The following is a 21,924-nucleotide window of genomic DNA, read 5'->3' on the forward strand; positions in this document are numbered from 1 at the left end:
AAGGAGCCCTCCTCGATGACACCGACCCCCAACGATCCAGCCCCGAACAATCCAGCGCAGCCGAAACCCGCGGCCACCGTCGTGCTCATTCGCGACGGTGTAATCGGCGTCGAGGCGTTTCTGATGCGCCGCGATAACGCCATGGCCTTTGCCGGTGGGATGACCGTGTTCCCGGGCGGTGGAGTGGACTCCCGCGACCTGCGTGCCGACCTGCCGTGGGTGGGCCCGGATGTCGACTGGTGGGCGCAGCGGTTCGGTGTGTCGCCCGAGCTGGCGTCGGCATTGGTGTGTGCCGCCGCCCGCGAGACCTTCGAGGAGTGTGGGGTGCTGTTCGCGGGCACCTCGGAGGCCGAGATCGTGCGAGACGCGGCCGCTTACCGTCAGGCCCGCCGCGACCTCTCCGACAAGACGCTGTCCTTCGGCGAGTTCCTGCAGCGTGAGGGGCTTTTTCTGCGGGCTGACCTGCTGCGGCCGTGGGCCAACTGGATCACCCCCGAGGCAGAGCCGCGTCGCTACGACACCTTCTTCTTCGTCGCGGCATTGCCGTCGGGGCAGGACGCCGACGGAGACAACACCGAGGCCGTCGCCTCGGGTTGGCAGACCCCCGACGCCGCGATATCGGCTTTTACCGAGCGACGCAGCTTTCTGCTTCCGCCCACCTGGTCGCAGCTTGACGCCGTGTCCTCGTCCGGTGCGACGGTCTCGGAGGTGCTGGCGTCGGCGCGACACATCGCTCCGATCATGCCGATCTTGACGGAGCAGGACGGCCGATGGTTCGTCCAGTTCGACGATGTGGACCGCTACGAGGCCGCCCGGCAGGGGGCCGTGGAGATCCCCGAGTCAACCGGGCCGGAGCTGGCATGACCGAACCCGAATTCGTCTCGGTACGTACCGCGCCCGAGTATCCCGGCATTGGCACCATCGCGCTGTCGCGTCCACCCACCAACGCCCTGACCCGCCAGATGTATCGCGAACTCGCCCAAGCTGCTACCGCGGCAAACGCGCGCACTGACATCCGCGTTGTCATCGTCTACGGCGGACATGAAGTTTTTTGCACTGGTGATGATTTAGCCGAGCTATCGGAGTTGACCCCTGACGAGATGTCGCGCAGCGCCGGCGACCGGCAGGCCGCGTTGACCGCGGTGGCAGAGCTGACCAAACCCACGATCGCCGCGATCACGGGATACGCGTTGGGTAGCGGCCTGGAGCTGGCGCTGGCAGCCGATTGGCGGATCGCGGGGGACAACGTCAAGGTGGGTTCGCCGGAGATTTTGGCGGGCATGATCCCGGGCGGTGGCGGGACAGTGCGGTTGGCGCGCGTGGTGGGCTTGAGCCGGGCCAAGGAAATGGTGTTCAGCGGCCGCTTGGTCGACGCCAAGGAGGCCCTGCGGATGGGGCTCCTGGATCAGATGGTGGCGCCTGATGACGTGTACACCGAGGCCGCTGTCTGGGCCCGGCGCTTCGTCGACGGACCGCCCCTGGCTCTCGCCGCCGCCAAGCAGGCAATCGATCACGGTTTCGACAGTCCGCTGGCCGGGGGACTGGACAGGGAACGCGAGCTGTTTTGCCAGGTGTTCGCGACACAGGATCGTGCGGACGGGGTGGCCGCTCAGCTGGAGATCGGCCCGGGGACGGCCCGGTTCAGGGGAGCCTAACCAGGCGTTAGGCTGACGGCCATGACGGAGATTTCCGAGCCGACGACCAAGGCCACTGCGGAGCAGGTCGCTGCCGCTTTTGAGGACAACAAACTCGCCCAGATCCTGTATCACGACTGGGAAGCGGAGACCTACGACGAGAAGTGGTCCATCTCGTACGACCAGCGCTGCATCGACTACGCGCGCGGCCGGTTCGATGCCATCGTGCCTGTCGAGGACCAGCGTGAGCTGCCCTATGACCGCGCCCTGGAGCTGGGCTGTGGCACCGGTTTCTTCCTGCTGAATCTGATGCAGTCGGGCGTCGCGCGCCGTGGTTCGGTCACCGATCTGTCGCCGGGCATGGTCAAGGTCGCCACGCGTACCGGCAAGGAGCTGGGCCTGGACGTCGACGGCCGGGTTGCCGATGCCGAGCGGATTCCGTACGACGACAACACCTTCGATTTGGTGGTCGGCCATGCCGTGCTGCACCACATTCCCGATGTCGAGCTGTCGCTGCGCGAGGTGCTGCGGGTGCTCAAGCCGGGTGGACGGTTCATCTTCGCCGGCGAGCCCACCACAGTCGGGAATCTGTACGCTCGCGCGCTCGCGAATCTGACGTGGAAGGCGACGGTCCAGGCGATGAAGCTGCCCGGACTGGAGAGCTGGCGGCGTCCGCAGGAGGAGCTCGACGAGAATTCTCGCGCCGCGGCCCTGGAATGGGTCGTTGACCTGCACACCTTTGATCCGGCAGATCTGGAGAAGATGGCCGGCAATGCCGGCGCCGTCGCGGTCCGGACCGCGAGTGAGGAATTCACCGCGGCCATGCTGGGGTGGCCGGTGCGCACCTTCGAGTCGACGGTGCCGCCCGGCAAGTTGGGCTGGGGCTGGGCGAAGTTCGCGTTCGGCGGTTGGAAGGCGCTCAGCTGGGTGGACGAGAACGTGTGGCGTCACGTGGTGCCGAAGGGCTGGTACTACAACGTGATGATTACCGGGCTCAAGCCCTCGTAATCACGCGAAAACCCGCCGGTGTTCGAGCTTCCCGACGTCGCATATCTGTCGTCGGAGGCGGGCAGTGCGGACCTGGCGTCTGCGTCCGCGTACACGTTCACGGCGGGCACCCTGGTGGCCGATACGGCGGCCCTGCGCGCCGAATTCGGCGACCGCGCCGCGGTCCTGGCGCAGACCGTGCAGTTGCGCCGTAAGGCGGTAGCCAAGCTGGGCGATGTGAAGGACTGGCTCTTCACCGACGACGCGCTGCAGCAGGCGACGCCCGCGGCGGTGGCGCGACACCGGGCCGGGCGACTGGCCGGGCGGGTGGTCCACGATGTCACCTGCTCGGTGGGGACCGAGCTCGCCGCTCTTGACGGCGTCGCCGCCACGGTCATCGGCAGCGATCTCGATCCGGTACGAACGGCAATGGCGCGCCACAACATTGGCAAACAGGTTCTGGTGTGTCGAGCGGATGCGCTGGCACCGTCTAGCCGCGCCGAGGTGGTGATTGCCGATCCGGGGCGCCGATCCGGAGGGCGCCGACGATTCGATCCGTCGGCCTATTCACCACCCCTGGACGTGGTGCTGCGGACATACGCCGATCGCGATCTGGTCGTCAAATGCGCTCCGGGACTGGACTTCACCGATCTGCGGGAACAGACCGGGTTTGCCGGCGAGGTCGAGGTTGTTTCGCTCGACGGGGGCGTCCGCGAGGCATGTCTGTGGTCGGCGGGGTTGGCTCGGGCGCGCAGGCGCGCCACCGTACTCACCACGTGCGGCGACGGATATCAGCTGACCGATGGCGACCCCGATGACTGCGTGGTCGCCGACGCGGGGGAGTGGATCATCGACCCCGACGGCGCGGTCGTGCGCGCAGGTCTGGTGCGGCAATACGCCGTGCGACATGGGCTGTGGCAGTTGGATCCCCGTATCGCCTATCTATCGGGGGATTCCGTACCCGCCGGTGTACAGGGCTATCGGGTGCTCGATTCGCTGTCGTACAGCGAGAAGCGGCTGCGCCAGGCGCTCGCCGCCCGCGATTGCGGGTCCGTGGAGATCACCGTGCGCGGAGTCGATCTCGACCCGGCAGTGCTGCGCACCAGGCTGAAGTTGCGGGGCGGCGCGGCGCTATCGGTCGTAATAACCCGGATAGGCAGTAGTGCAACAGTATTCGTTTGTGAGGCTAGGTCCCCGGGCGGAACCCGTACACCAAGCCCTCGCTGAGTGTGACGATCACCCGCTGATCCGGTCCGATCGAGATGCCGACCGGAAAGCCGGTGGCATCGGGCAACGCATAGCGGTTGATGGTCGCTCCGTCCGGTGTGTTGAACACCACCAGGGCCAGGCCTTTGTCCCCGTCCTTGACAACGGCGTAGCCCACGTTTCCGGCGGCCTGGCTTGATGTCGAGAGTGGAGTGAGATCATCGCGACGCCAGGCGATTTCACCATTGCCGCCGGCGTCCTTGATGCCCACCAGGGTGGCCTTGTCGCCGGTTCCGGCGATGATGGTCCCGTCCGGTGCTACCGAGGGCGGCGTCGTCGCGTTGAATCCCAAGGGCACCGACCATTTCTGGCTGCCGTCGAACGTGTGCATCGCGTGCAGCGAACCCTTGCGGTCGTTGATGTAGACCGTCTCGCCATCCTGGGACATCACGGGGGATCCGATGACGCCTTCATCGATGATCTTGTTGGCCCACTTGTGTTTCAGAGTGATCTTGCCGTCGGCGTCGTAGGTGATTCCCAGCAACACCGGTACCGGCTTGCCCGGCTGCCACAGCGTGGTGACAATCGTGCCGGTCTCCGGGTCGTAGGCGGGGGACGCGGATACCGGGCATTGGGGCCTTGCCGCCTCGCAATCACCCAGGCCGCGCCGTGGATCGGCGGGGTCGACCCCTTCGAGCAGATCCATTGGGGTACCGACAACCTCGCCACGCTGGGCGTCGAAAATCAGTATCTGACCGAGGTGCGTGACGACGAGAAGCCGTCCCGGCTCGACGATCTTAGGTGTGGTCGGTGCGCCGATGACGGGCTTGCGCCACCGAATCCACTGGGTGGGCGGGAACGACACCACGGCGCCGGGCTGACCCATGTAAATGTTGTTGTAGCCGTCGGAGAGCGGTCCGGACCATGGGCTTCCGGTAACCATCCGGGTGCACCAGCGCTGGCGGGCGGCCTTGTTGTTCTCCCACTCCATGAGCGTGCAACCAGATGGGGTGTCGGCGCTCACGGCGATGAAGTTGTCGATACCGATCGCTGCGGCACTGCGTATCTGGCCCTTGGTGTTCCGGCTCCACTCCAGGGTCAGCTCACGAGCGCCTTCGGTGGGCGTGTAGCTGCTGTTATGCGCGTCGGCATAGGTGGCGGACCAGCCGGGCGCCGCCTTGATGTTGATCCAGGAATCATCGCCGGAACATCCGGTGACGGTGAGGAGCGTCGCGAAAGCAATGCTCGCGAGTACTCGTGCCCGGGAAAGCACGGTGAGGCACTCCTTCCATAGGGGGCGGTCCGGCCCATCGCAGGGTAGCGTGCGCGTCCTGCCGCGTCCCGTAGGCTGTGCGGCCATGACGACGATGTGGGGCGCTCCCCTGCACAAGCGGTGGCGCGGACAGCGCCTACGCGACCCGGCACAGGCCAAATTCCTGACCAAGGCCTCCTTGCGATGGGTGATCGCGAACAAGGCGTACACGCCGTGGTACCTGGTGCGGTACTGGCGCCTGCTCAAGTTCAAGCTCTCCAACCCCCACATCGTCACGCGCGGCATGCTGTTCCTCGGCAAGAACGTCGAAATCCACTGCACACCCGAGCTGGCCCGGATGGAGATCGGCCGATGGGTGCACATCGGTGACGGAAACTCGTTGCGTGCCCATGAGGGGTCCCTACGTCTGGGCGACAAAGTGGTGTTCGGTAAGGACAACGTCGTCAACGCGTACATCGACATCGAGTTCGGTGACTCCGCCCTGATGGCCGACTGGTGCTACGTGTGCGATTTCGACCACCGCATGGAAGACATCACCTACCCGATCAAGGACCAGGGCATCGCTAAATCCCCGGTGCGCATCGGGCCCGACACCTGGATCGCCACCAAGGTGACCGTCCTTCGGGACACGATTGTCGGCCGTGGCTGCGTGCTCGGCGCCCACGCCGTAGTCAAGGGTGTGATCCCGGATTATTCGATCGCCGTCGGGGCGCCGGCCAGGGTCGTCAAGAACCGCAAGGTGGCCTGGGACGCCTCGGCCGCGCAGCGTGCGCAACTAGCCGAGGCGCTGGCCGATATCGAACGCAAGAAGGCGGCCGCTAGCTCACCGGAGTGAGGGTGAACAGCGGAAAGACCCGCGTGGTGCGCTTCGTGTACTCCGCGTAGGGAGGGAAGGCCGCCACGGCACGTTCCCACCATGCGGCACGCTCGGCCTCGTCGGTGATCTCGTCAGCGCGCACTGACTGCACGTTTTCTCCGTCGCGCAGGTCGATCACGGCGTTGGCCCGCAGGTTCGCGACCCAGGCGGGATTCTTCGGCGCACCGCCGATAGAGCCGACCGCCAGGTACACGCCCTCGTGCTCGACGCGCATGAGCGGGGCCTTGCGGATCTGTCCCGATTTCGCGCCGATGGTGTACAGCACCACGACGGGGATCCCGTCGAATGTGGTGCCTTCGGCTCCGCCGCTGGCTTCGTAGATCTCTATCTGCTCATCGACCCACTGCGGATTGGTGGCGATGTACTCGGAGGTGAAGTGGTTGCTCACCGTCGCTGCAACACAGCCGCGGGGCGCCCTATTTCAGCGCAGGTCGCGCAGCAGGTCTTCGATGCGGTTGTAACTGACCTGCATGCCGCCTTCCATGCCGGAGTTGATGTGTCCGTCGCGATGTTCCTTGGAGCTGTGCTGCACCAGGACCCGCATGGTCGTGACGCCATCGGCCTCATCCAGGGTGGTCGAGACGAGCGCCTCGCCGTCGGGCACACCTTCGAATACCTCAGTGCTGACCAGTCGATGCGGCGCGTCGATCTCGCGGTACTCGCCATGGAAGGCGACCTCCATGTCCGGCTCGGACTCACACGGTTGGCTGACCACGTACCGCCACGTGCCACCGACCCGCAGATCGATGTCGCAGATCTGCCATCGTGCGGTCTCGAATCCCCACCAGCGCTTGACAAGCTCGGGTTCGGTGAGTGTGCGAAAGATCAACGCGGCCGGTGCGTCGAACGATCGGGTAATGAGAATTGTGGTGTCCGAGGGAAGTTCGACGGTGGCGCTGCCGTAGCGATTGCTAATCGTCATTCCATTTCCTCTTTCTTGAGTTCGGTGAGTAGATCGTCGAGTCGGTCGAGGCGCTGGTTCCAGGTGCGTTCGAACGCGGCCACCCAGTCATGGACGGGCCGCAGGGCCGCACCGTTGACGCGATAGAAACGTTGCCGCCCATGTGAGCGCACCCGCACCAGATCCACGGCGCGGAGCACGCCCAGATGCTTGGACACCTGCGGCTGGCCCATCCGGGTCCGCGTCACCAGTTCGTTCACGGTGACCTCGCCGGTGCCGATGGCGCCCAGAAGGTCACGCCGGCCAGCTTCGGCGATCGCGTTGAACGCGTCAGCGGTCGTGGGGGTGCGAGCCATGGAGGAAACATATACCGATATAGGTATATGTCAAGGCCTAGGTCATCGGAATCTCGGTGAACTGCGGTACCCTGAGCGCGTTGGCGATGCCGACAGAAATCAGTCAGTGCGGGGTAGTGGGAAGCTGAGTATGGACAGGCCTATCAAGACCCGCCGTATTAAGTTTCGCTACCATCCGGGTTCGCTGGACCGTCATTTTGTGCAGGGTGACCTGGTATCGAGTCACATGATGGCGATGCTGTCGGCGGTATTTCCAGAGGGTGAGGAGTTCTTCATCCGGTCGGTCCGGCGCTACTCGGACCAGATCACCGATCCCGAACTCAAGAAGCAAGTGGCCGGGTTCATCGGCCAGGAGATGACTCACGGGCGCGAGCATCGTGAGCTCAACGAGCGCCTGCAGGAGATGGGATATCCCACGGCGTTCGTCGAGCGGCTGGCTCGCCGGATATTCAACTTCCAGACCCGGAACTACCCGCCGATCTATACGTTGGCCGTCACGGCCGCGTTGGAGCATTACACCGCGGTACTCGCGGAGACGCTGCTGACCGACCAACGCGCCCTCGACATGCTCGGCGAGGGTGAGGTGCGTTCCATGCTGCTCTGGCATGCCTTCGAAGAAGCCGAGCACCGCTGCGTCACCTTCGACGTCTACCGCGCGGTCGGCGGTAGTGAGCGGCTGCGTATCTGGGTGATGCGGCGTACCACCATCGCTTTCATCTACACCACATTCTTTGAGACGGTGATCTCGCTGCTGCGTGACAAGGCCGCATACAACCCCGTCCGGCTGGTGAAAAGCCTTGCGGCATTGCGGCACTTGCCGTTCCTGAGCCGCGAGGTGCGCCGCCGCATCGGTGAGTACAACCGTCCGGGATTCCACCCCAACGATTCCGACAACACCGAACTCATCGAGAAATGGCATACCGAGCTTTTCGGGGAGAACGGGCAGCTGGCCGGACACCTGCATTAGGGCCCGGCCCCCTGTGCGTCGGTACGCTGGTGATACTGGTGGGGAGACCGGCGGCGGGGTGAGGTGATCATGGAACGGGAAATCAAGACCAGGCGGATCAAGTTCCGTTATCCGGCCGGTTCCATGCGGCGCCACTATGTGCAGGACGACTTAGGGATGAGTCACGTGGTCTCGGTGCTCTCGGGGGCTTTCCCCGAGGGTGAGGCGTTCATGATCCGCTCGGTGCGGGCGGTCGCCGACCAGATCACCGATCCGGAGCTCAAGAAGCAGGTGGCCGGGTTCATCGGACAGGAGGCGACGCACAGCCGTGAGCATCGTGAGCTCAACGAGCGCCTGCAGGAAATGGGTTATCCGACCGCCTTCATCGATCGGGCGACTCGCAGGGGACTGGAAACGCGCACGCGCTACTCCTCGGCGAAGTACTGCCTTGCGATGACCGCGGCGCTGGAGCATTACACCGCGATTCTGGCTGAGACGCTCCTGACCGATGAACGCGCCCAACAGATGTTGGGGCAGGGCGAGGTTCGATCCATGCTGCTGTGGCACGCGCTGGAGGAATCTGAGCATCGCACGGTGGCCTTCGATGTCTACCAGGCCGTCGGTGGTACCCACCGCATGCGGGTATTTGTCATGTGGTTCACCACATTTGGGTTCTTCACGCTCGCTGCGTGCGCGTCGTTCATCTCGTTACTTCGAGACCCGGACTTCTACGACCCCAGGATCTTCCTTCGCAGTGCCATCCGATTGTTCCGTTCGCCCTTCTTCTCGCGCGAGGTATTTCGGCGACTAGCGTCGTACAGCCGCAAAGACTTTCACCCCGATGACGTGGACAACACCGAACTCATCGCGAAGTGGAATGCCGTGTTGTTCGGTGAGCAGGGGCAGATCGCCGACCACGTGCACTGATTCTCAGTTCGTCAGGTCTGAGCGAGCCGGGCTACGCCGAACCAAGACGGGGGGTGCCCCCCTGACATAAACGTACAGCCGTGTTGATGACGTCCCGCGAACTTCTGTCGTTCTGAGCCAGCTCCGTGCTCCACACCAGACAGGTTGGCAGGACGAAGTCGAGATCGTCTATAGGCAGGCACACGGTCTCTGCAGAGTGGTAGAGGTCAGAGGTCTCTCTGGCGCCTTCTGAGATGGGTGCTATCGCGAATGCTCCGCCTGTGCTGATGGCTTCAGCGGCTGAAGAATGGTCGGTGGGGTTGTGTCGTAATCGCTTGAGAAGGCTTGTGGCCCCTAGTAGTCCATCTACCTGTCGTCGGTATTCGGTGTCGCTGTCACGGCGATCGGTGACGTAGTCGAGCTTGATGAGTTCTGCGAGGGAGATTGATGTACGCGCACCGTAGTCCGCCCTCGACAGCACTGCCCCTACGCTCTCTTGCCGAACAACGACGCTGCTCAATGTGGTGTTAGTTGGTGCTGACCGCGCGAAGCCGAACACCAAGTCTTTCCTCACTATCGCACCGATGGCTTCCTGGCTCCTTCGCCGCCGCCTGATCAGCGTCAGCCGCTCGGCGTAGATCTCCTCCAGGCGCTCGAGCCTGGAGGACAGTTCTGGGTGGAGCCAGGGCGGTACGCCGTACCTAATTGTTGGACGGCTACAGGCGAGATCATGTGACACAACATCCGGCAAGGCATCGAATTGGTGGAGTATCTTCTTGGCGAGCGGGAGCAGGTTGACGCCTGAGGGAGTGAGAACCACCCGGCGCGTATCGCGAATAAATAGCGTTGTTTTGAGTGTCCCTTCCATGGCGCGGATCCGCCGGCTAAGCGGAGGAACGGACATATGAAGGTCGGCCGCAGCACGAGTGAAGTTTAGCCTCGCCGCCACTGCGACGAAGCAGCGCAAGTCGTGTATCTCGAGGCCTCTTACATCCACGTTCCCGATTATATCTAAGTAAGGGATGAACAATTTCGCGGGCTCTGGCCGCAGGTATCGATGAGGGCGCGAATCGATTGATCACGTACCCCAATATTGGAGTGTCGGGCGTGATCCGGCGACTGCTTGGCGGTATCGAGCTGACTCGTATGAAATATTGTTTGCTAAGTAACAGTCATTACTCAAAAAGCAATGGCCATTTTTTCGCGGACGTTGCTGTGTGGCGATCAGCTAAAAGATCGATGACCTGCACAAATTCGACTTATTGGCTGTCTCGGAGTAATCATGAATCGAGTTCCTATGATCCTTGTCACACGCTAGTAGTTTGCGGCCGATGTCTTCGCTATATACCGTCCTCGCCAGTTGCCTGATGGATGAACCGCGAGGTGCAAGACGGTGGTACTGCGCGCTTCAAACATGTTGTAGATGCTTCAAGGGGGGCAACGGCCATATTCTCATTTTGAGTTGCCGTCTATTTCGGTTTTGTGAAGAGTTTTCCAGTCGAGAATTTCGGAAAGGTGACGATGAATCCGCTAAAGAATTCAACTCGGCGACGGAGGTCGGCTCACAGGTCTATTCGGGCGGTCTCGGGTCTCTTCGCTGTGTTGGCGATGCTCGCCACGAGCGCTGTGACAGCGAATGCGCAGGGTCTGCCTGATTCGAATTTGCTTGATCGGACCGAAGATGGTTGGGGCATAGAAGTAAGCACACTCGATGAGGAAGTTAACCCAGTTCCGAATCTGGCTGCGACGGCATTTTCGAGGGAAGCATTCGTGCAGTTCACGGGTGTTGGAAAGATTAACGGTCAGGGACGCAACCCCGTGACCTCAGCATCGCTCACCATCGGTTACCAGATGGGATGCCAGATCGATCTAAGTCAGGGCATCACTTTGGGTGGGAGTGTAGGTGCTGGCGTGGGCGGTGGAGTCGGCGGGGTCTTCGGTGGGCCAGGGCCGTTTGGTGCGGGCTTCGGCGCAGTGGGCGCGGGCGCAGGCGTCAATGGAGGGTTGCAGTTCACATTGCGGCCCGGCGGAATTGTCGCCATTCCGATGGACAGCATGGCTCTCAGAGGCAGTGAGGCGCGGTTGCGGGTGCGGAACATGCATATCAAGATCGACGCATGCGGAGGCCCGGTTACCGTTCGGTCTTTCACGCTGCTGAGCATCACGACCGATTTCACGCACTCCTCGTTGGCAACTTACGGCGAGCCCATTCAGATCTAGTGTGGGCAAGACTTTGGTCGCCAGAAGTTCAATTCCTGTAAAGCGATTAGGAGCACTATGCACAAGCTAGTAGTGAGGTCGGCGTTCGTGGTTATGTCGGTGAGCTTGGTTGGATTAGGGGTTGGTTCGGCGCTCGCTCACGCGGACCCGATACCAGCGCCTGCACCGGGGCCAGCGCCCAATCCTTATCTCAATCCGTACAATTCCGGCGCGCCTGGGGCGGCGATTTATGGCGAGATGAGCCCATATGCGGGGGGACAGGCTCCGGGTGTTAGCTCGCCGCAGCCCGGCATCGTGCCGGGGTACGTGCCCGGTGGTTTGGGTCCGCTGGCTAGCGAAATCAGCACGGGGTCAAGCGGATATCGTCCGGGGACGAATGCAATCCTTCCGGGATACATGACAGGTCTTCCTGTCCCCGACTTCCCCGCGAATCACATTCAGGCACCGCCGCTAAAGCTCCCGGGCAACTAATATGCAGCACGTAGGCCGATTGAGTCAGATATTGGCCCACACCGTCCGTTGCATGGCGGTGTGTGTGGTTTCGCTTGCCTTAGGTGGTGTTCAGGTAGGGATTGGAGGCAACGTGGCCAAAGCGTCGTCTCCATCCCTCCGCGACGTGTCTGGCTGGTTGGCTGATCCACCGATCGATCCGCTACCGGACCCTAGTCCCGGACTGTCTCCTCCGGGAGGCTCGGCAACGCCGCGTGCCGAAGATGCTCCGGGGCAGCTACCTGCGCCTGTATCACCGGCGCCAGTTGATGATTCTGGTGCGCCACCGGCAGCAGCTGACACTCGACCCGATGACCCAGCCTCGCTGCAGGATTGCCAGATCATTCGGTCCGCGTCCGGGAGAATCGACGCATTGGCGATCAGGATCGCTCCCGTCTCGGATCCTTTTCCAACGAAGGAATCAGGGGAACTGGTTGTCGAGAGCGACCTTCGGTTGTTCAATAGCATCGTCAGCTTGGCGGTGAGCGCTAGTGCGAACCTTGAGAATGCTCGCGAGAAGAACAAGTTTGAAATGTTCAAAAACACGGTGATCGCGATGAGCACGCTGTACACCGAACGCCGCAGTCAGGACCTCACGAAGCCGGCCACCGCGGAATGGGCGGCTCGTCTGGCGCAGCTTCTGGATTCTTGGTCCAAGGCCTACGCTCTGATCTTGAACAGCTGTTATATCTGATGTGGTTGGTGGCTCTTCATCACGATGCGCCGGAGCGCCGGATGATCTGGCTAGCTCTGTGGGAATTGTGCTCCGGAAGCTAACTGGATGCAGTCTTCGGCGACCATCGCCGGATGCATCTTGTGTGGTGAACAATGGGAATGGGCACAACTTGCTAAGGGGAACAAGATGTTTCGATACCTGTTGGCGCTGAACCAGATCAAGAGAGCCGTTCTGAAGTTCTCCGTGTCGGGCGAAGGATTCACGGAACTGGTTACCGGACTTAACGAACTGCCCGATGGCATAGTGGTCGATCCCGCTCGGGAGAACATTTACTGGACGAACATGGGCGTGCCCACACTCACCGACTCCGGTGAGTCCCCGACCGAGGAGAACCTCGACTTCTACGGCAAAAACGGCTCCATCGAATGGGCCGCAATCGACGGCGGTGGGCGTTCCTACCTCCTTCCGCCGGGAAGTTTCGTTACCGGAAAACAGCTTTCGGCCGCATGGTCACTCGGGCGCCTGTATTGGTCCGATCGTGAAGGAGCCGCCATCCGCAGTGTGCAGCTGGACGGCAGCGGCCTGCGCGACGAGGTGGTTGTCGCGGCGGCCGAACAGGACCGACATACTGTTCGCAATCAGTGCGTCGGACTGACGGTTGACGAGCGCAACGGGTTTCTGTACTGGACGCAGAAGGGCCCTTCCAAGGGCGGAGATGGCCGAATTTTCCGGACTTCCTTGGAGATTCCCGACGGACAGACCCCGGAGAATCGTGATATCGAGGTGCTGTGGGCCGGGCTGCCCGAGCCGATTGACATCGAACTGGACCTTGACGGCGGAGTGATCTACTGGACCGACCGTGGAGCTCCCCCGTTGGGAAATACGTTGAACCGCGCCCAGATCCCCGCCCAGAGACAGTCAGGCGGCGACGTCACGGTCCTCGCCTCCGGCTTCGGGGAAGCGATCGGTCTGGCGGTGGACAAGGAAGCCGGGATCGCCTACGTCAGCGATATGGCAGGCGAGATTCGTGCAGTCAACCTCGACGGTAGTGGCGAGCGGACGTTGGCCAAGGTTGACGGGAACTTTACCGGAATCGTCGGAATCTGAAGCGCTCGGCGTTCAGCTGATCTTCGCGCGGACGCGTTTACAGCAACCCGTGCGCGCGTAGATCCGATATGTACTTGGAGATGAGCGCGCGGTCGATATGTGGAATGTCGGCGGTGTCGCCGTCGGTGCCGATCTTGTAGTCCTGCACTGCCTTCCGGAACATGTCGGTAGGGGTATCGGCGCCGCGCCGCGGGTGGCCCGGCGCGCGATAGGCGTCCAGGAGGGGAAGCACCGAGCTGCGCCGCAGTTCGTCCGGCAGGCCCCGTAGCGCCGTCTCGAAGCGGGACAGCCATTCGTCATAGTCGTCGATGATGTCGATGGTGTGACCGTCTTCGATAAGCCAGTCGACGAAGGTGTCTACGGATATGCCGTCGTCGTGCGGGTTCATGACGTCGTACGAGCGGAATCCCTCGGAGTTGGCCAGCCCCAGGGTGGTGATCGCCTCGGTGACGAAATCCACCGGCAGCCCTTCGTAATGCGCTCGCGGACGGTCTCCGTCGGAGCCGCCTTGGTAGAAGCTGCGCGGTGCGATTCCGGTGAGGACGAGGCTCAGCAGCATGCGGGTAAAGGCATCGGTGACGTTGAGCTGACCGCTGTACAGACGGTGGGTGAGGATCATGTCGGAGCGGAAGACGCTGGCCGGCAGGCCGCATAGATCGTGCGCCTCCCGCAGGAGCACCTCGCCGGCCCACTTGCTATTGGCATAACCGTTGGCGTAACCCGCGCCGATATGGCGAGTCGGGCTCACCGTGCGGATATCGCCGTCCTCGTCGAAATTGGGCACCGCCATGGCGACTGCCATCGTTGACAGGTAGGTCACCGGCTTCATTCGCGTCGTCAGCGCCAAGCGGATAACCTCTGCCGTGCCAAAGACATTGGGGCCGAACAGCTGGCTGTAGGGGAGCACGTGGTTCACCAGTGCGGCGGGATGGACGATCTTGTCGACGTCGCGAGCCAATTGCTCCCAGGTCACGTCATCTACCCCGAGGCGGGGCTGGGCGATATCGGCGGCGACTACCCGCAGATGTCGCCGAGCCAGCGCGCGGAATTCGTCGAGCAGTGTCTGATCGGTGTCGCCGTATGCAGCCTCAAGACGGGCGAGGGCGTCCTCGTTGTCGTCGCCACGAACCAGACAGATCAGTTGTCCATCGGACTGTGCCAACCGCTGCAGCCACTCCAGGCACAGGAATCTGCCGAGATACCCGTTGGCCCCGGTGAGGAGAACCGTGTGCACGGCGCTGGAGGGGGCGGGAAGTGTGGAGGCATTGCCGAGCGTCTCGGCGTCGATGAATTTGTCGAGAGTGAGCTCATCCGCGTTGATGACGGCCGCGTCCGGTCCGTGCACACTGGCCGCGGTGGCCACATTGCTCTCGCGGGCGGTCTCGATATAGGCGGCGAGCTTGCGCAGATCAGCTGCGGGACCGGTGATCACACCGACCGGCACGTCGACGTCGAACAAATCGCGCAGCAGGTTGGAAAAGGTCAACGCCGACAGCGAGTCTCCGCCGAGATCGATGAAATGGTGGTCGGGACGCACCGCGTCCGAGGACATGCCGAGCAGTGCCTGGGCGGCCTCGGTGACGGTCTCGATGATCGGTCGCTGCTGTGCGGTATCGCGCAGCTGCCGTAGCTCTTGGACGCGGGCCTCGGCGAGGTCGGCATATAGCTGTTCAAGCCGACCGCCGTAGTGCTCGATCATCTTGGGGCGTATCGGTTTACCCACGGCCGCGAGCATGCCGCTCTCGATCGTGAACGGGGTGGTTTCGATGATGAAGTCGGCCGGAAGTTCGTACGAGTGCAGATGGTTGGCGCGAGCGGTCCGCTGTAGCGACTCCCGGATCGAGTTCTTCATGTCGATGGGCGAATTGGTGTAACGCTGCAGTGTCTCTTCGGTGGGCACGATGACCGCCAATAGGTACGCGCGTTCGCTGTTGCCGTAGACGAAGATCTGGCGAACCAGCGGTGCGCCGACATACACCGTCTCCAGGTTCGCCACCGCGACGAACTCGCCTTGGGCGAGCTTGATGACGTTGTTGCGCCTGTCCACGTACACCAGCTCGTCGGGCGCGATCTCGGCCATGACGTCGCCAGTTCGGTAATAGCCGTCGGCGTCGAACACCTCGGCGGTGACATCGGGGCGCTTGTAGTACCCGGGTGTCGCGGTGGCGCTCTTGACCAGCAATTCGCCACGGGGATGGGGCTTATCGGTGGTGTAGTACCCCAACTCGGGGACGTCGACGAGTTTGTAGTCGAGTACCGGGGGGCGGGAGATTTTGCCATCCCGGAACACCCCGCCTACCTCGGTCAGGCCGTACAGATCGAGTAGGTGGAAGTTGAGGGAGGATTCCAGGAAGGTCTTCATCTCGGGGGACAGCGGCGCCGTGGCGAGCATGCCCGCGACCACGCGCCCTCCGAGAACCTCTTCGCGCAGTTCGGTTTTGGCCGTGCGATCGGCAGACGCTGCATCGGCTCCTTCGGCCATGAGTGCGTCGACACGGGTCTGGTAATGCTGAAAGAGCATGTCGACCACTCGCGGCACCACGCCCATATGAGTGGGGCGTGCCAGCTGCCAGTCCTCGAAGAGTGTGGATAGATCGCTCTCCGGAACGAAGTAGCACGTGCCGCCGGGAATGAAGGCGGTCAGAAGCCCCACTCGGCCCGCGAGGTGGTTGAGCGGCAGGAAGTTGACGTTGATGATCGGGGTGTCCCGGTTGGGTGCCGCACCCGAGGACCAGAAACGGGTCACCGTCCACTCGGTGAACGTCGCGCCCTTGGGTGCGCCGGTACTGCCGGAGGTGTACATGATCAGCGCCGTGCGCTGATCATCGCCGGCCGTGTACAACACGGGCTCGGGCAGCCGCCGTCCCTTCGCGATGACTTCCGCGAGCGGCTCTACGACGACCTCCATACCGGCTTCCCGTAGGCGGTCCCGTGCCGCGGCCAGCTTCTCGCGGTGATCGTCGGTCTCGGGCCGGTAGTCGAACACCACCACCCGCCGCAGATCCGTAAGCCCCAGTGCTGCCTGCACCGCGAGATCGAGGCTGTCAGCGCTCGCCGCCACCAGCCGCGGACTGGTCTCCTCCAACATCATGCGCAGCTGGGCCACTGATGCGTTGTGTTGCAGTGGAATCGATACCGACCCGTTCATGAGCGTGGCAAGGTCGAGGGTGACGTAGTCGGGGCTGGAGAAGCCGATGGTGGCAACGAAGTCGTCGGCACCGATGGCGTTGGGGCCGTGCTGCCACTCGGCGAGGATGGCCGAGATGTTCTCGCGGAGTTCTCCATAGGTGATCGTCTCGAAGGCGGGGAGCAGCCGATCGACCGTGCGGCCGGTGGCGGGGTCGACGACCGATTCGCGGGACCGGAAACCCATGACCGGCCGGTCGGCATAGCCGGTCAGTAGGGCGTGCAGTACCTGCGACAGCCGCAGTCCTGGTACCAGCAAGGAGTCCATCACCTCAGGGTCGGGGATGGCCGCCCGGAACTGGGGATCGGACTCGACCAGCTTCGCCGCGAGGGCCGCCGCATCGGTCATGGTGTCAGTCCCTTCTTTCGCCGAACAGACGTGTATTGCACAGGTATCTCAGGGTTTTGCGTGCACCAGTTGTCTGCTCGCAGAATGGAGGTTAGCGGTCCGGCAGCGGACGCTCGACGATAACGCTGCGGCCCAAAGGTTCCCGTTCGCGGCGTTTGGCAGCCAAATACACCTGAGCCGTCTCGTCGGCGACGGTGGCCCAGTCGAAGTCCGCGGTGAGCCGGGCCCGTGCCGCCACGGCCCGCTCTGCGGCAGCGGCCGGGTCATCCAGGGTGCGTTTGACCGCGTCCGCGATGCCTGCCACATCACGGGGGGCGAAGGACAATCCGGTCTCTCCGTCGATGACGGCTTCGCCCAGCCCGCCGACGGTCGAGGTCACCAGGGGAGTACCCGCGGCCGCCGCCTCCAGCGCCACGATGCCGAACGGCTCGTAATGGCTGGGCAACAAAATGGCGTCCGCGCGATGCAGCCATTGCAACAGACCCTCGTGGTCAAGGTTGCCCAGGAACTGAACGGACTTGACGACCTTGTGCTTGCGTGCCTGTTCGAGGAGCCAATCCTGCTGCGTGCCATCGCCCGCGACCGCCAACACCGTTCCCGGGTGCGAGCGGCGGATCTTGGGCAGCGCCGCGATGGCATCGTGGATGCCCTTTTCGTACTCGAGCCGTCCGACGAAAAGCAGCACCGGCGCGGATCCGTCAGAGGGTAGACGGGAAGCGAAAACCCAACGGGTGACGTCGATTCCGTTGCGGATGACATGAACCTGCGGTAGTTCCGGCCCGAACAGCTGAGTTACCTCGTCGAGCATCGAGGCCGAGCACGTGATCAGCGAGTCCGATTCGCGGGCCAGCCACCATTCCACCGAATGCACTTGCCGGCTGATCCGTCCGGATACCCAGCCGCCATGCCGGCCGGCCTCGGTGGCATGCAGCGTCGATACCAACGGTACGTCGAAGTGCTCGGCGAGGGCTATCGCCGGATGGGCCACCAGCCAGTCGTGCGCGTGGACCACGTCGGGGCGCCAATCGCCGGACCCCTTGAAGCCCAAGGCCAGTCCGGCGCGCACCATCGCATGCCCCATGGCCAGCGTCCAGGCCATCATGTCGGTGCCGAAGTCGAAATCGTGTGGATCCTCGGCGGCTGCGACCACCCGGACACCTTCGGAGATCTCGTCGGACGTCGGGTGGCTCGCCGGGTCTGTGCCTGATGGGCGACGGGTGAGCACCACCACCTCGTGTCCGGCCGCGGCCAGTTCGGTCGACAGGTGATGCACGTGCCTGCCCAGCCCGCCGATAACCACGGGTGGGTACTCCCACGAGACCATCAGGATTCTCATTGATGAGCCTCTCGGGCGAAGATCGTTTTCATCGTGGCAGCCTCCGAGCATCAAGCGCGCCGAACAGCCCGTCCGCGCGATTCCAGCCGTCCGCCAATCGGACTGCCGCATCGTGCCGACCGCCCGCCAGCGCGTCGGCGATCTCACGGGTGGCGTGTGCGTGCAGATGAGCGCGGTAACGCGCGTAATCGGCGGCCGAATCCTTACTGACCATGAACGGCCAGTCGCTGGATACCGTCAGCAGTGCCTCGCGCAAGATCTGATCGGCCACCCGATTCCGGGTGTGCGGCGCGGGTTGTTCACCCAGAGCCTTGTCCACCGCCGTGAGGGCGGTGTCGACCACCTCGTTGTTCAGCTGCACGAGGTCGGCGACCTTCTCGCCGTTCCACACATGCCAGTCCTTACCGGAACCCCATGAGCTGGCAGGCAGGTCGAACGGCTTGCCCACGTAGCCCTGTTCGCGGGCCTGCTCCAGGGTGCCCACATGGATACCGGCTTCGGGCAGGGCGCGCAGCACACGCTCGAGCCATATCGGCCCCTCGTACCACCAATGGCCGAACAGTTCGGTGTCGAACGCGGCGATGACATGCGCGGGCCGCCCGATGCGGTCGGACTCGGCGATGAGGCGCTGGCGCACGGTATCCACGAAGTCGCGGACGTGGACGTCGATCGCGGCGTCGGCACGCTCAGGGTCGTACGGCGCCTTGGCTTCCGGAGCCACGTTGCGCCCGGTGACCCGGGCGGGCTTGAGGCCGGTGTCATGGTCATAGGTGTGGAAGTCGCGGTACGCGGCATGGCCGGGGTATCCGGACTTGGGTGACCACACGCGGTAACTCACCGTCAGATCGCGTCCGAACGCAACCACATCTGAGTCGCCCACGGGACGGCCCAGTGAGGTGTCACCCTGAAGGGACGGGCCATCCACCATGAAGTGGTTGACCCCGGCCGCCGCGTAGCCCTCCTCCATGCCCGGGGCATAGGCGCATTCGGGCGCCCAGATGCCGGAAGGTGCATGACCGAAACGCTGTGCGGCATCGGCCAGCCCCTCGCGCAGCGCGAATTCGCGCAGCCGGGGGTGTAGCAGCGGCTGGAACGGATGTGCGAGCGGGCCGCCCAGCAGTTCAATGGCTTTCGCATCGATGAGGCCGCGCAGCGGGCCGCTACCTCCGTGGCGCCAGTGCCGGTCGAATTCGTCGAGGGCGTCTGTGGCGCTGCGGTATTCGCGAACGCCAAAGGCCCGCAACATCTCCGGGCTCGAAGCGGTGCCGGGCTCTGCGTCGGTGCTCGTGATGGTCGCCGCCTCGAAGGCGCGCAACTGCCAGTTGGCCAGCCAGCTGTGCAGCCCGGTCAGGCAGTGTGGGTCGTCGAGCTGCGCGGCTACGACCGGGGTGATGCCGAGGGTGATCAGGCTCTCCCGGCCCTCTGCCGCCAGCGTCCGTAACACCTTGAACAATGGCAAATACGAGGCTGACCAGGATTGGTATAGCCACTCCTCGCCGACCGGCCAGCGGCCGTGATTGGCAAGCCACGGCAGGTGCGTGTGCAGCACCATGGTGAACAGGCCCGGAATAGGCTTCTTCGACTCCGTCACGGGATCACCGGTCTATCACCGCTGTGGAAACCAAATCCAGACTCTGATCGATGTCGCGTTCCTCCGCGTCGACAATCTCGAAATCCTCGGTGGTCAAACCTGTGATGTCCGCGAGCAGATCCTGCGGCCACGGCGCGCCGGCGACCGCGCGCTCGATCTGCGCATCGATGATCGAACCGCCATACTTGGCATCGAGCTCGCGAAGTCGTGGTCCGTGAAACACGCCATTCATCGACTGCACCGAAAAGCCGTTCTCTACAAGGAGTTCGGTGAGCTCAGCGGCATTCAGCTCGCGGGTATGGAACGGATTCAGCGGGGTATCGCGCCCGGGGGAGAAGGTGATGCGATTTGGGGTGCTGATCAGCAGCGAGCCACCGGGGCTGAGCACGCGCGCGCACTCACGGATGAACTGACCCTGATCCCACAGGTGCTCGATGACCTGGAAGTTCACCACCACATCCACCGCGCCGCCGGCCAGCGGCAGGTCTGCCAGGTTTCCGGCGCGCATGTCCACGCGGGGATAGCGGGCCTTCACATGCGCGATCGCGGACTCGTCGTAGTCCAGACCGATGACGTGCTCGGCCACGGCGGCCAGCATGTTGGCGCCGTAGCCCTCACCGCTGCCTGCCTCCAGCACTCTGCGGCCCGCGCAGAGGCTGCTGAGCCGCTCGTACACCACTTCGTGGCGGCGGAACCAGTAGTTCTCCTCGGCGATCCCGGGCACGGTCCGCTCCCCGGTCAGCGCCAGGGCGTCCGGGTCATCGGCTGATGAGCCGCTTGCGCGAAGAGGGTCAGCCGGGTGCGGGTCGGTCAGGTGCGAGTTCATCGTTTGGCAGGCTATCGGGTGAACGCCGTGTCTTAATACTGGTGGCCCAGATCACAGGCCGGAAACCAGGGGTGAACCGGCTATGGTGTACGGGCGAACTCCGTATATTACCCGTGAGTAACTTTGTTCGCCGGATTAGTCACGAAACGTGACAGTGCGACCGGCGTAGTACGGGTGCGCACGGAACTACCACGCAGATAGCTAGCAGACAGCGAAGAGGAAGGACGATCGGAGACTTATGACGAACATCGCGGTCCTGATCAAGCAGGTCCCAGACACCTGGTCAGAGCGCAAGCTCACCGACGGTGACTTCACGCTCGACCGGGAAGCCGCCGACGCGGTACTCGACGAGATCAACGAGCGTGCCGTCGAGGAAGCGCTGCTCATCAAGGAGCGCGAGGGTGGCGACTCGGTCGTGACCGTCGTCTCGGCAGGTCCGGAAAAGGCCACCGAGGCCATCCGTAAGGCTCTGTCGATGGGTGCCGACAAGGCAGTTCACCTGCTCGACCCGGGCCTGCACGGGTCCGATGCCATCCAGACCGGCTGGGCCCTGGCCCGCGCGCTGGGTCAGGTTGAGGGTGTCGAGTTGGTCATCGCCGGTAACGAGGCCACCGACGGCCGTTCGGGCGCCATCCCCGCGATCATCGCCGAGTACCTGGGTCTTCCGCAGCTGACGCACCTGCGCAAGCTGACCGTCGAGGGCGGCGTCGTCAAGGGCGAGCGCGAGACCGATGAGGGCGTCTTCGAGGTCGAGGCGACTCTGCCGGCCATCGTCAGCGTCACCGAGAAGATCAACGAGCCGCGCTTCCCCTCCTTCAAGGGCATCATGGCCGCCAAGAAGAAGGAAGTTGCCGTACTGACCCTCGCCGAGATCGGCGTTGAGGCCGACGAGGTGGGTGTCGCGAACGCCGGTTCGACCGTGCTGTCCTCGACCCCCAAGGCGGCCAAGACCGCGGGCGAGAAGATCACCGACGAGGGCGAGGGTGGCACCAAGGTCGCCGAGTTCCTGGTTGCGCAAAAAATTATCTAGAGCAGATCATTCCGATAGAACCTGATTA

Annotated in this window: 20 protein-coding genes; 11 read left to right on the forward strand and 9 right to left on the reverse strand. The window is 63.5% G+C overall.

Features of this window, described 5'->3' with window-relative positions:
- Positions 1 to 15: 15 nt before the first annotated feature.
- The 4 genes from B4394_RS10855 to B4394_RS10870 are packed head-to-tail and all read left to right on the forward strand — an operon-like array spanning position 16 to position 3,848.
- Positions 16 to 864 carry an NUDIX hydrolase gene (locus tag B4394_RS10855; RefSeq protein ID WP_078315023.1) on the forward strand — a complete coding sequence of 283 codons (849 nt, stop codon included), beginning with the start codon at positions 16 to 18 and terminating at the stop codon, positions 862 to 864.
- Entirely contained in the window at positions 861 to 1,655 is a 795-nt protein-coding gene (locus B4394_RS10860; protein ID WP_078315024.1) for an enoyl-CoA hydratase-related protein, read from the forward strand. Before B4394_RS10855 ends, B4394_RS10860 begins: the two co-directional genes overlap by 4 nt.
- Before the next feature lie 21 nt (positions 1,656 to 1,676).
- Positions 1,677 to 2,642 carry a class I SAM-dependent methyltransferase gene (locus B4394_RS10865; protein ID WP_078294624.1) on the forward strand — a complete coding sequence of 322 codons (966 nt, stop codon included), beginning with the start codon at positions 1,677 to 1,679 and terminating at the stop codon, positions 2,640 to 2,642.
- Positions 2,643 to 2,660: 18 nt separating this feature from the next.
- Positions 2,661 to 3,848 carry a THUMP-like domain-containing protein gene (locus B4394_RS10870; RefSeq protein ID WP_078308869.1) on the forward strand — a complete coding sequence of 396 codons (1,188 nt, stop codon included), beginning with the start codon at positions 2,661 to 2,663 and terminating at the stop codon, positions 3,846 to 3,848.
- Here B4394_RS10870 and B4394_RS10875 read toward each other — a convergent pair.
- Positions 3,808 to 5,100, reverse strand: coding sequence for an outer membrane protein assembly factor BamB family protein (locus tag B4394_RS10875; RefSeq protein WP_078308870.1), 1,293 nt, complete (start codon positions 5,098 to 5,100; stop codon positions 3,808 to 3,810). The two genes, B4394_RS10870 and B4394_RS10875, sit on opposite strands and share 41 nt — an antisense overlap.
- Before the next feature lie 85 nt (positions 5,101 to 5,185).
- Here B4394_RS10875 and B4394_RS10880 point away from each other — a divergent pair, with 85 nt between their 5' ends.
- Entirely contained in the window at positions 5,186 to 5,935 is a 750-nt protein-coding gene (locus B4394_RS10880; protein WP_078308871.1) for an acyltransferase, read from the forward strand.
- On the opposite strand, the gene B4394_RS10885 is transcribed toward B4394_RS10880, so the two are convergent.
- From B4394_RS10885 to B4394_RS10895, 3 genes are read right to left on the reverse strand one after another with little or no spacing between them, the layout of a single operon-like run.
- The gene (locus B4394_RS10885; RefSeq protein WP_078308872.1) at positions 5,919 to 6,365 is read right to left on the reverse strand and encodes a nitroreductase family deazaflavin-dependent oxidoreductase; all 447 of its coding nucleotides are present in this window, start codon (positions 6,363 to 6,365) and stop codon (positions 5,919 to 5,921) included. The genes B4394_RS10880 and B4394_RS10885 overlap by 17 nt on opposite strands.
- Before the next feature lie 33 nt (positions 6,366 to 6,398).
- The gene (locus B4394_RS10890) at positions 6,399 to 6,893 is read right to left on the reverse strand and encodes an SRPBCC family protein (RefSeq protein WP_078309016.1); all 495 of its coding nucleotides are present in this window, start codon (positions 6,891 to 6,893) and stop codon (positions 6,399 to 6,401) included.
- Positions 6,894 to 6,895: 2 nt separating this feature from the next.
- The gene (locus B4394_RS10895; RefSeq protein ID WP_078308873.1) at positions 6,896 to 7,234 is read right to left on the reverse strand and encodes an ArsR/SmtB family transcription factor; all 339 of its coding nucleotides are present in this window, start codon (positions 7,232 to 7,234) and stop codon (positions 6,896 to 6,898) included.
- Positions 7,235 to 7,364: 130 nt separating this feature from the next.
- Here B4394_RS10895 and B4394_RS10900 point away from each other — a divergent pair, with 130 nt between their 5' ends.
- Positions 7,365 to 8,201 carry a metal-dependent hydrolase gene (locus B4394_RS10900; RefSeq protein ID WP_078308874.1) on the forward strand — a complete coding sequence of 279 codons (837 nt, stop codon included), beginning with the start codon at positions 7,365 to 7,367 and terminating at the stop codon, positions 8,199 to 8,201.
- A 69-nt stretch (positions 8,202 to 8,270) separates the two neighbouring features.
- Positions 8,271 to 9,107 carry a metal-dependent hydrolase gene (locus B4394_RS10905; protein ID WP_078309017.1) on the forward strand — a complete coding sequence of 279 codons (837 nt, stop codon included), beginning with the start codon at positions 8,271 to 8,273 and terminating at the stop codon, positions 9,105 to 9,107.
- Positions 9,108 to 9,138: 31 nt separating this feature from the next.
- Here B4394_RS10905 and B4394_RS10910 read toward each other — a convergent pair whose 3' ends face one another.
- Positions 9,139 to 10,083, reverse strand: a complete 945-nt coding sequence (locus B4394_RS10910; RefSeq protein WP_139360110.1) for a LysR family transcriptional regulator — start codon at positions 10,081 to 10,083, stop codon at positions 9,139 to 9,141.
- Between the two features lie 611 nt (positions 10,084 to 10,694).
- On the opposite strand from B4394_RS10910, the gene B4394_RS10915 reads away from it, so the two are divergent.
- The 3 genes from B4394_RS10915 to B4394_RS10925 all read left to right on the forward strand — a co-directional run bounded on the left by B4394_RS10915 (position 10,695) and on the right by B4394_RS10925 (position 13,578).
- Positions 10,695 to 11,306: an MspA family porin gene (locus B4394_RS10915; protein WP_078309018.1), complete on the forward strand. Its 612-nt coding sequence runs from the start codon at positions 10,695 to 10,697 to the stop codon at positions 11,304 to 11,306.
- Between the two features lie 862 nt (positions 11,307 to 12,168).
- Complete coding sequence (locus B4394_RS10920; RefSeq protein ID WP_078308876.1) at positions 12,169 to 12,489, forward strand: hypothetical protein; 321 nt, start codon at positions 12,169 to 12,171, stop codon at positions 12,487 to 12,489.
- 168 nt (positions 12,490 to 12,657) lie between these two features.
- Positions 12,658 to 13,578 carry an SMP-30/gluconolactonase/LRE family protein gene (locus B4394_RS10925; RefSeq protein WP_078315044.1) on the forward strand — a complete coding sequence of 307 codons (921 nt, stop codon included), beginning with the start codon at positions 12,658 to 12,660 and terminating at the stop codon, positions 13,576 to 13,578.
- A 37-nt stretch (positions 13,579 to 13,615) separates the two neighbouring features.
- Here B4394_RS10925 and car read toward each other — a convergent pair whose 3' ends face one another.
- The 4 genes from car to B4394_RS10945 form a co-directional block, all read right to left on the reverse strand.
- Positions 13,616 to 17,113 (reverse strand): carboxylic acid reductase, encoded by a 3,498-nt coding sequence (gene car, locus B4394_RS10930; protein WP_078315025.1) that lies wholly within the window; start codon positions 17,111 to 17,113, stop codon positions 13,616 to 13,618.
- A gap of 91 nt (positions 17,114 to 17,204) precedes the next feature.
- Positions 17,205 to 18,449 (reverse strand): glycosyltransferase family 4 protein, encoded by a 1,245-nt coding sequence (locus B4394_RS10935; RefSeq protein ID WP_078308878.1) that lies wholly within the window; start codon positions 18,447 to 18,449, stop codon positions 17,205 to 17,207.
- A 28-nt stretch (positions 18,450 to 18,477) separates the two neighbouring features.
- Complete coding sequence (locus B4394_RS10940; RefSeq protein WP_176138301.1) at positions 18,478 to 20,001, reverse strand: 1,4-alpha-glucan branching protein domain-containing protein; 1,524 nt, start codon at positions 19,999 to 20,001, stop codon at positions 18,478 to 18,480.
- A 43-nt stretch (positions 20,002 to 20,044) separates the two neighbouring features.
- On the reverse strand, positions 20,045 to 20,866 hold the full coding sequence (locus B4394_RS10945; protein WP_078315027.1) for a class I SAM-dependent methyltransferase: 822 nt from the start codon (positions 20,864 to 20,866) through the stop codon (positions 20,045 to 20,047).
- Positions 20,867 to 21,104: 238 nt separating this feature from the next.
- On the opposite strand from B4394_RS10945, the gene B4394_RS10950 reads away from it, so the two are divergent.
- Positions 21,105 to 21,896 (forward strand): electron transfer flavoprotein subunit beta/FixA family protein, encoded by a 792-nt coding sequence (locus B4394_RS10950; RefSeq protein ID WP_005056735.1) that lies wholly within the window; start codon positions 21,105 to 21,107, stop codon positions 21,894 to 21,896.
- Positions 21,897 to 21,924 lie beyond the last annotated feature (28 nt).

The sequence above is a fragment of the Mycobacterium sp. D16Q16 genome, from assembly GCF_002013745.1.
Taxonomy (GTDB): Bacteria; Actinomycetota; Actinomycetes; order Mycobacteriales; family Mycobacteriaceae; genus Mycobacterium.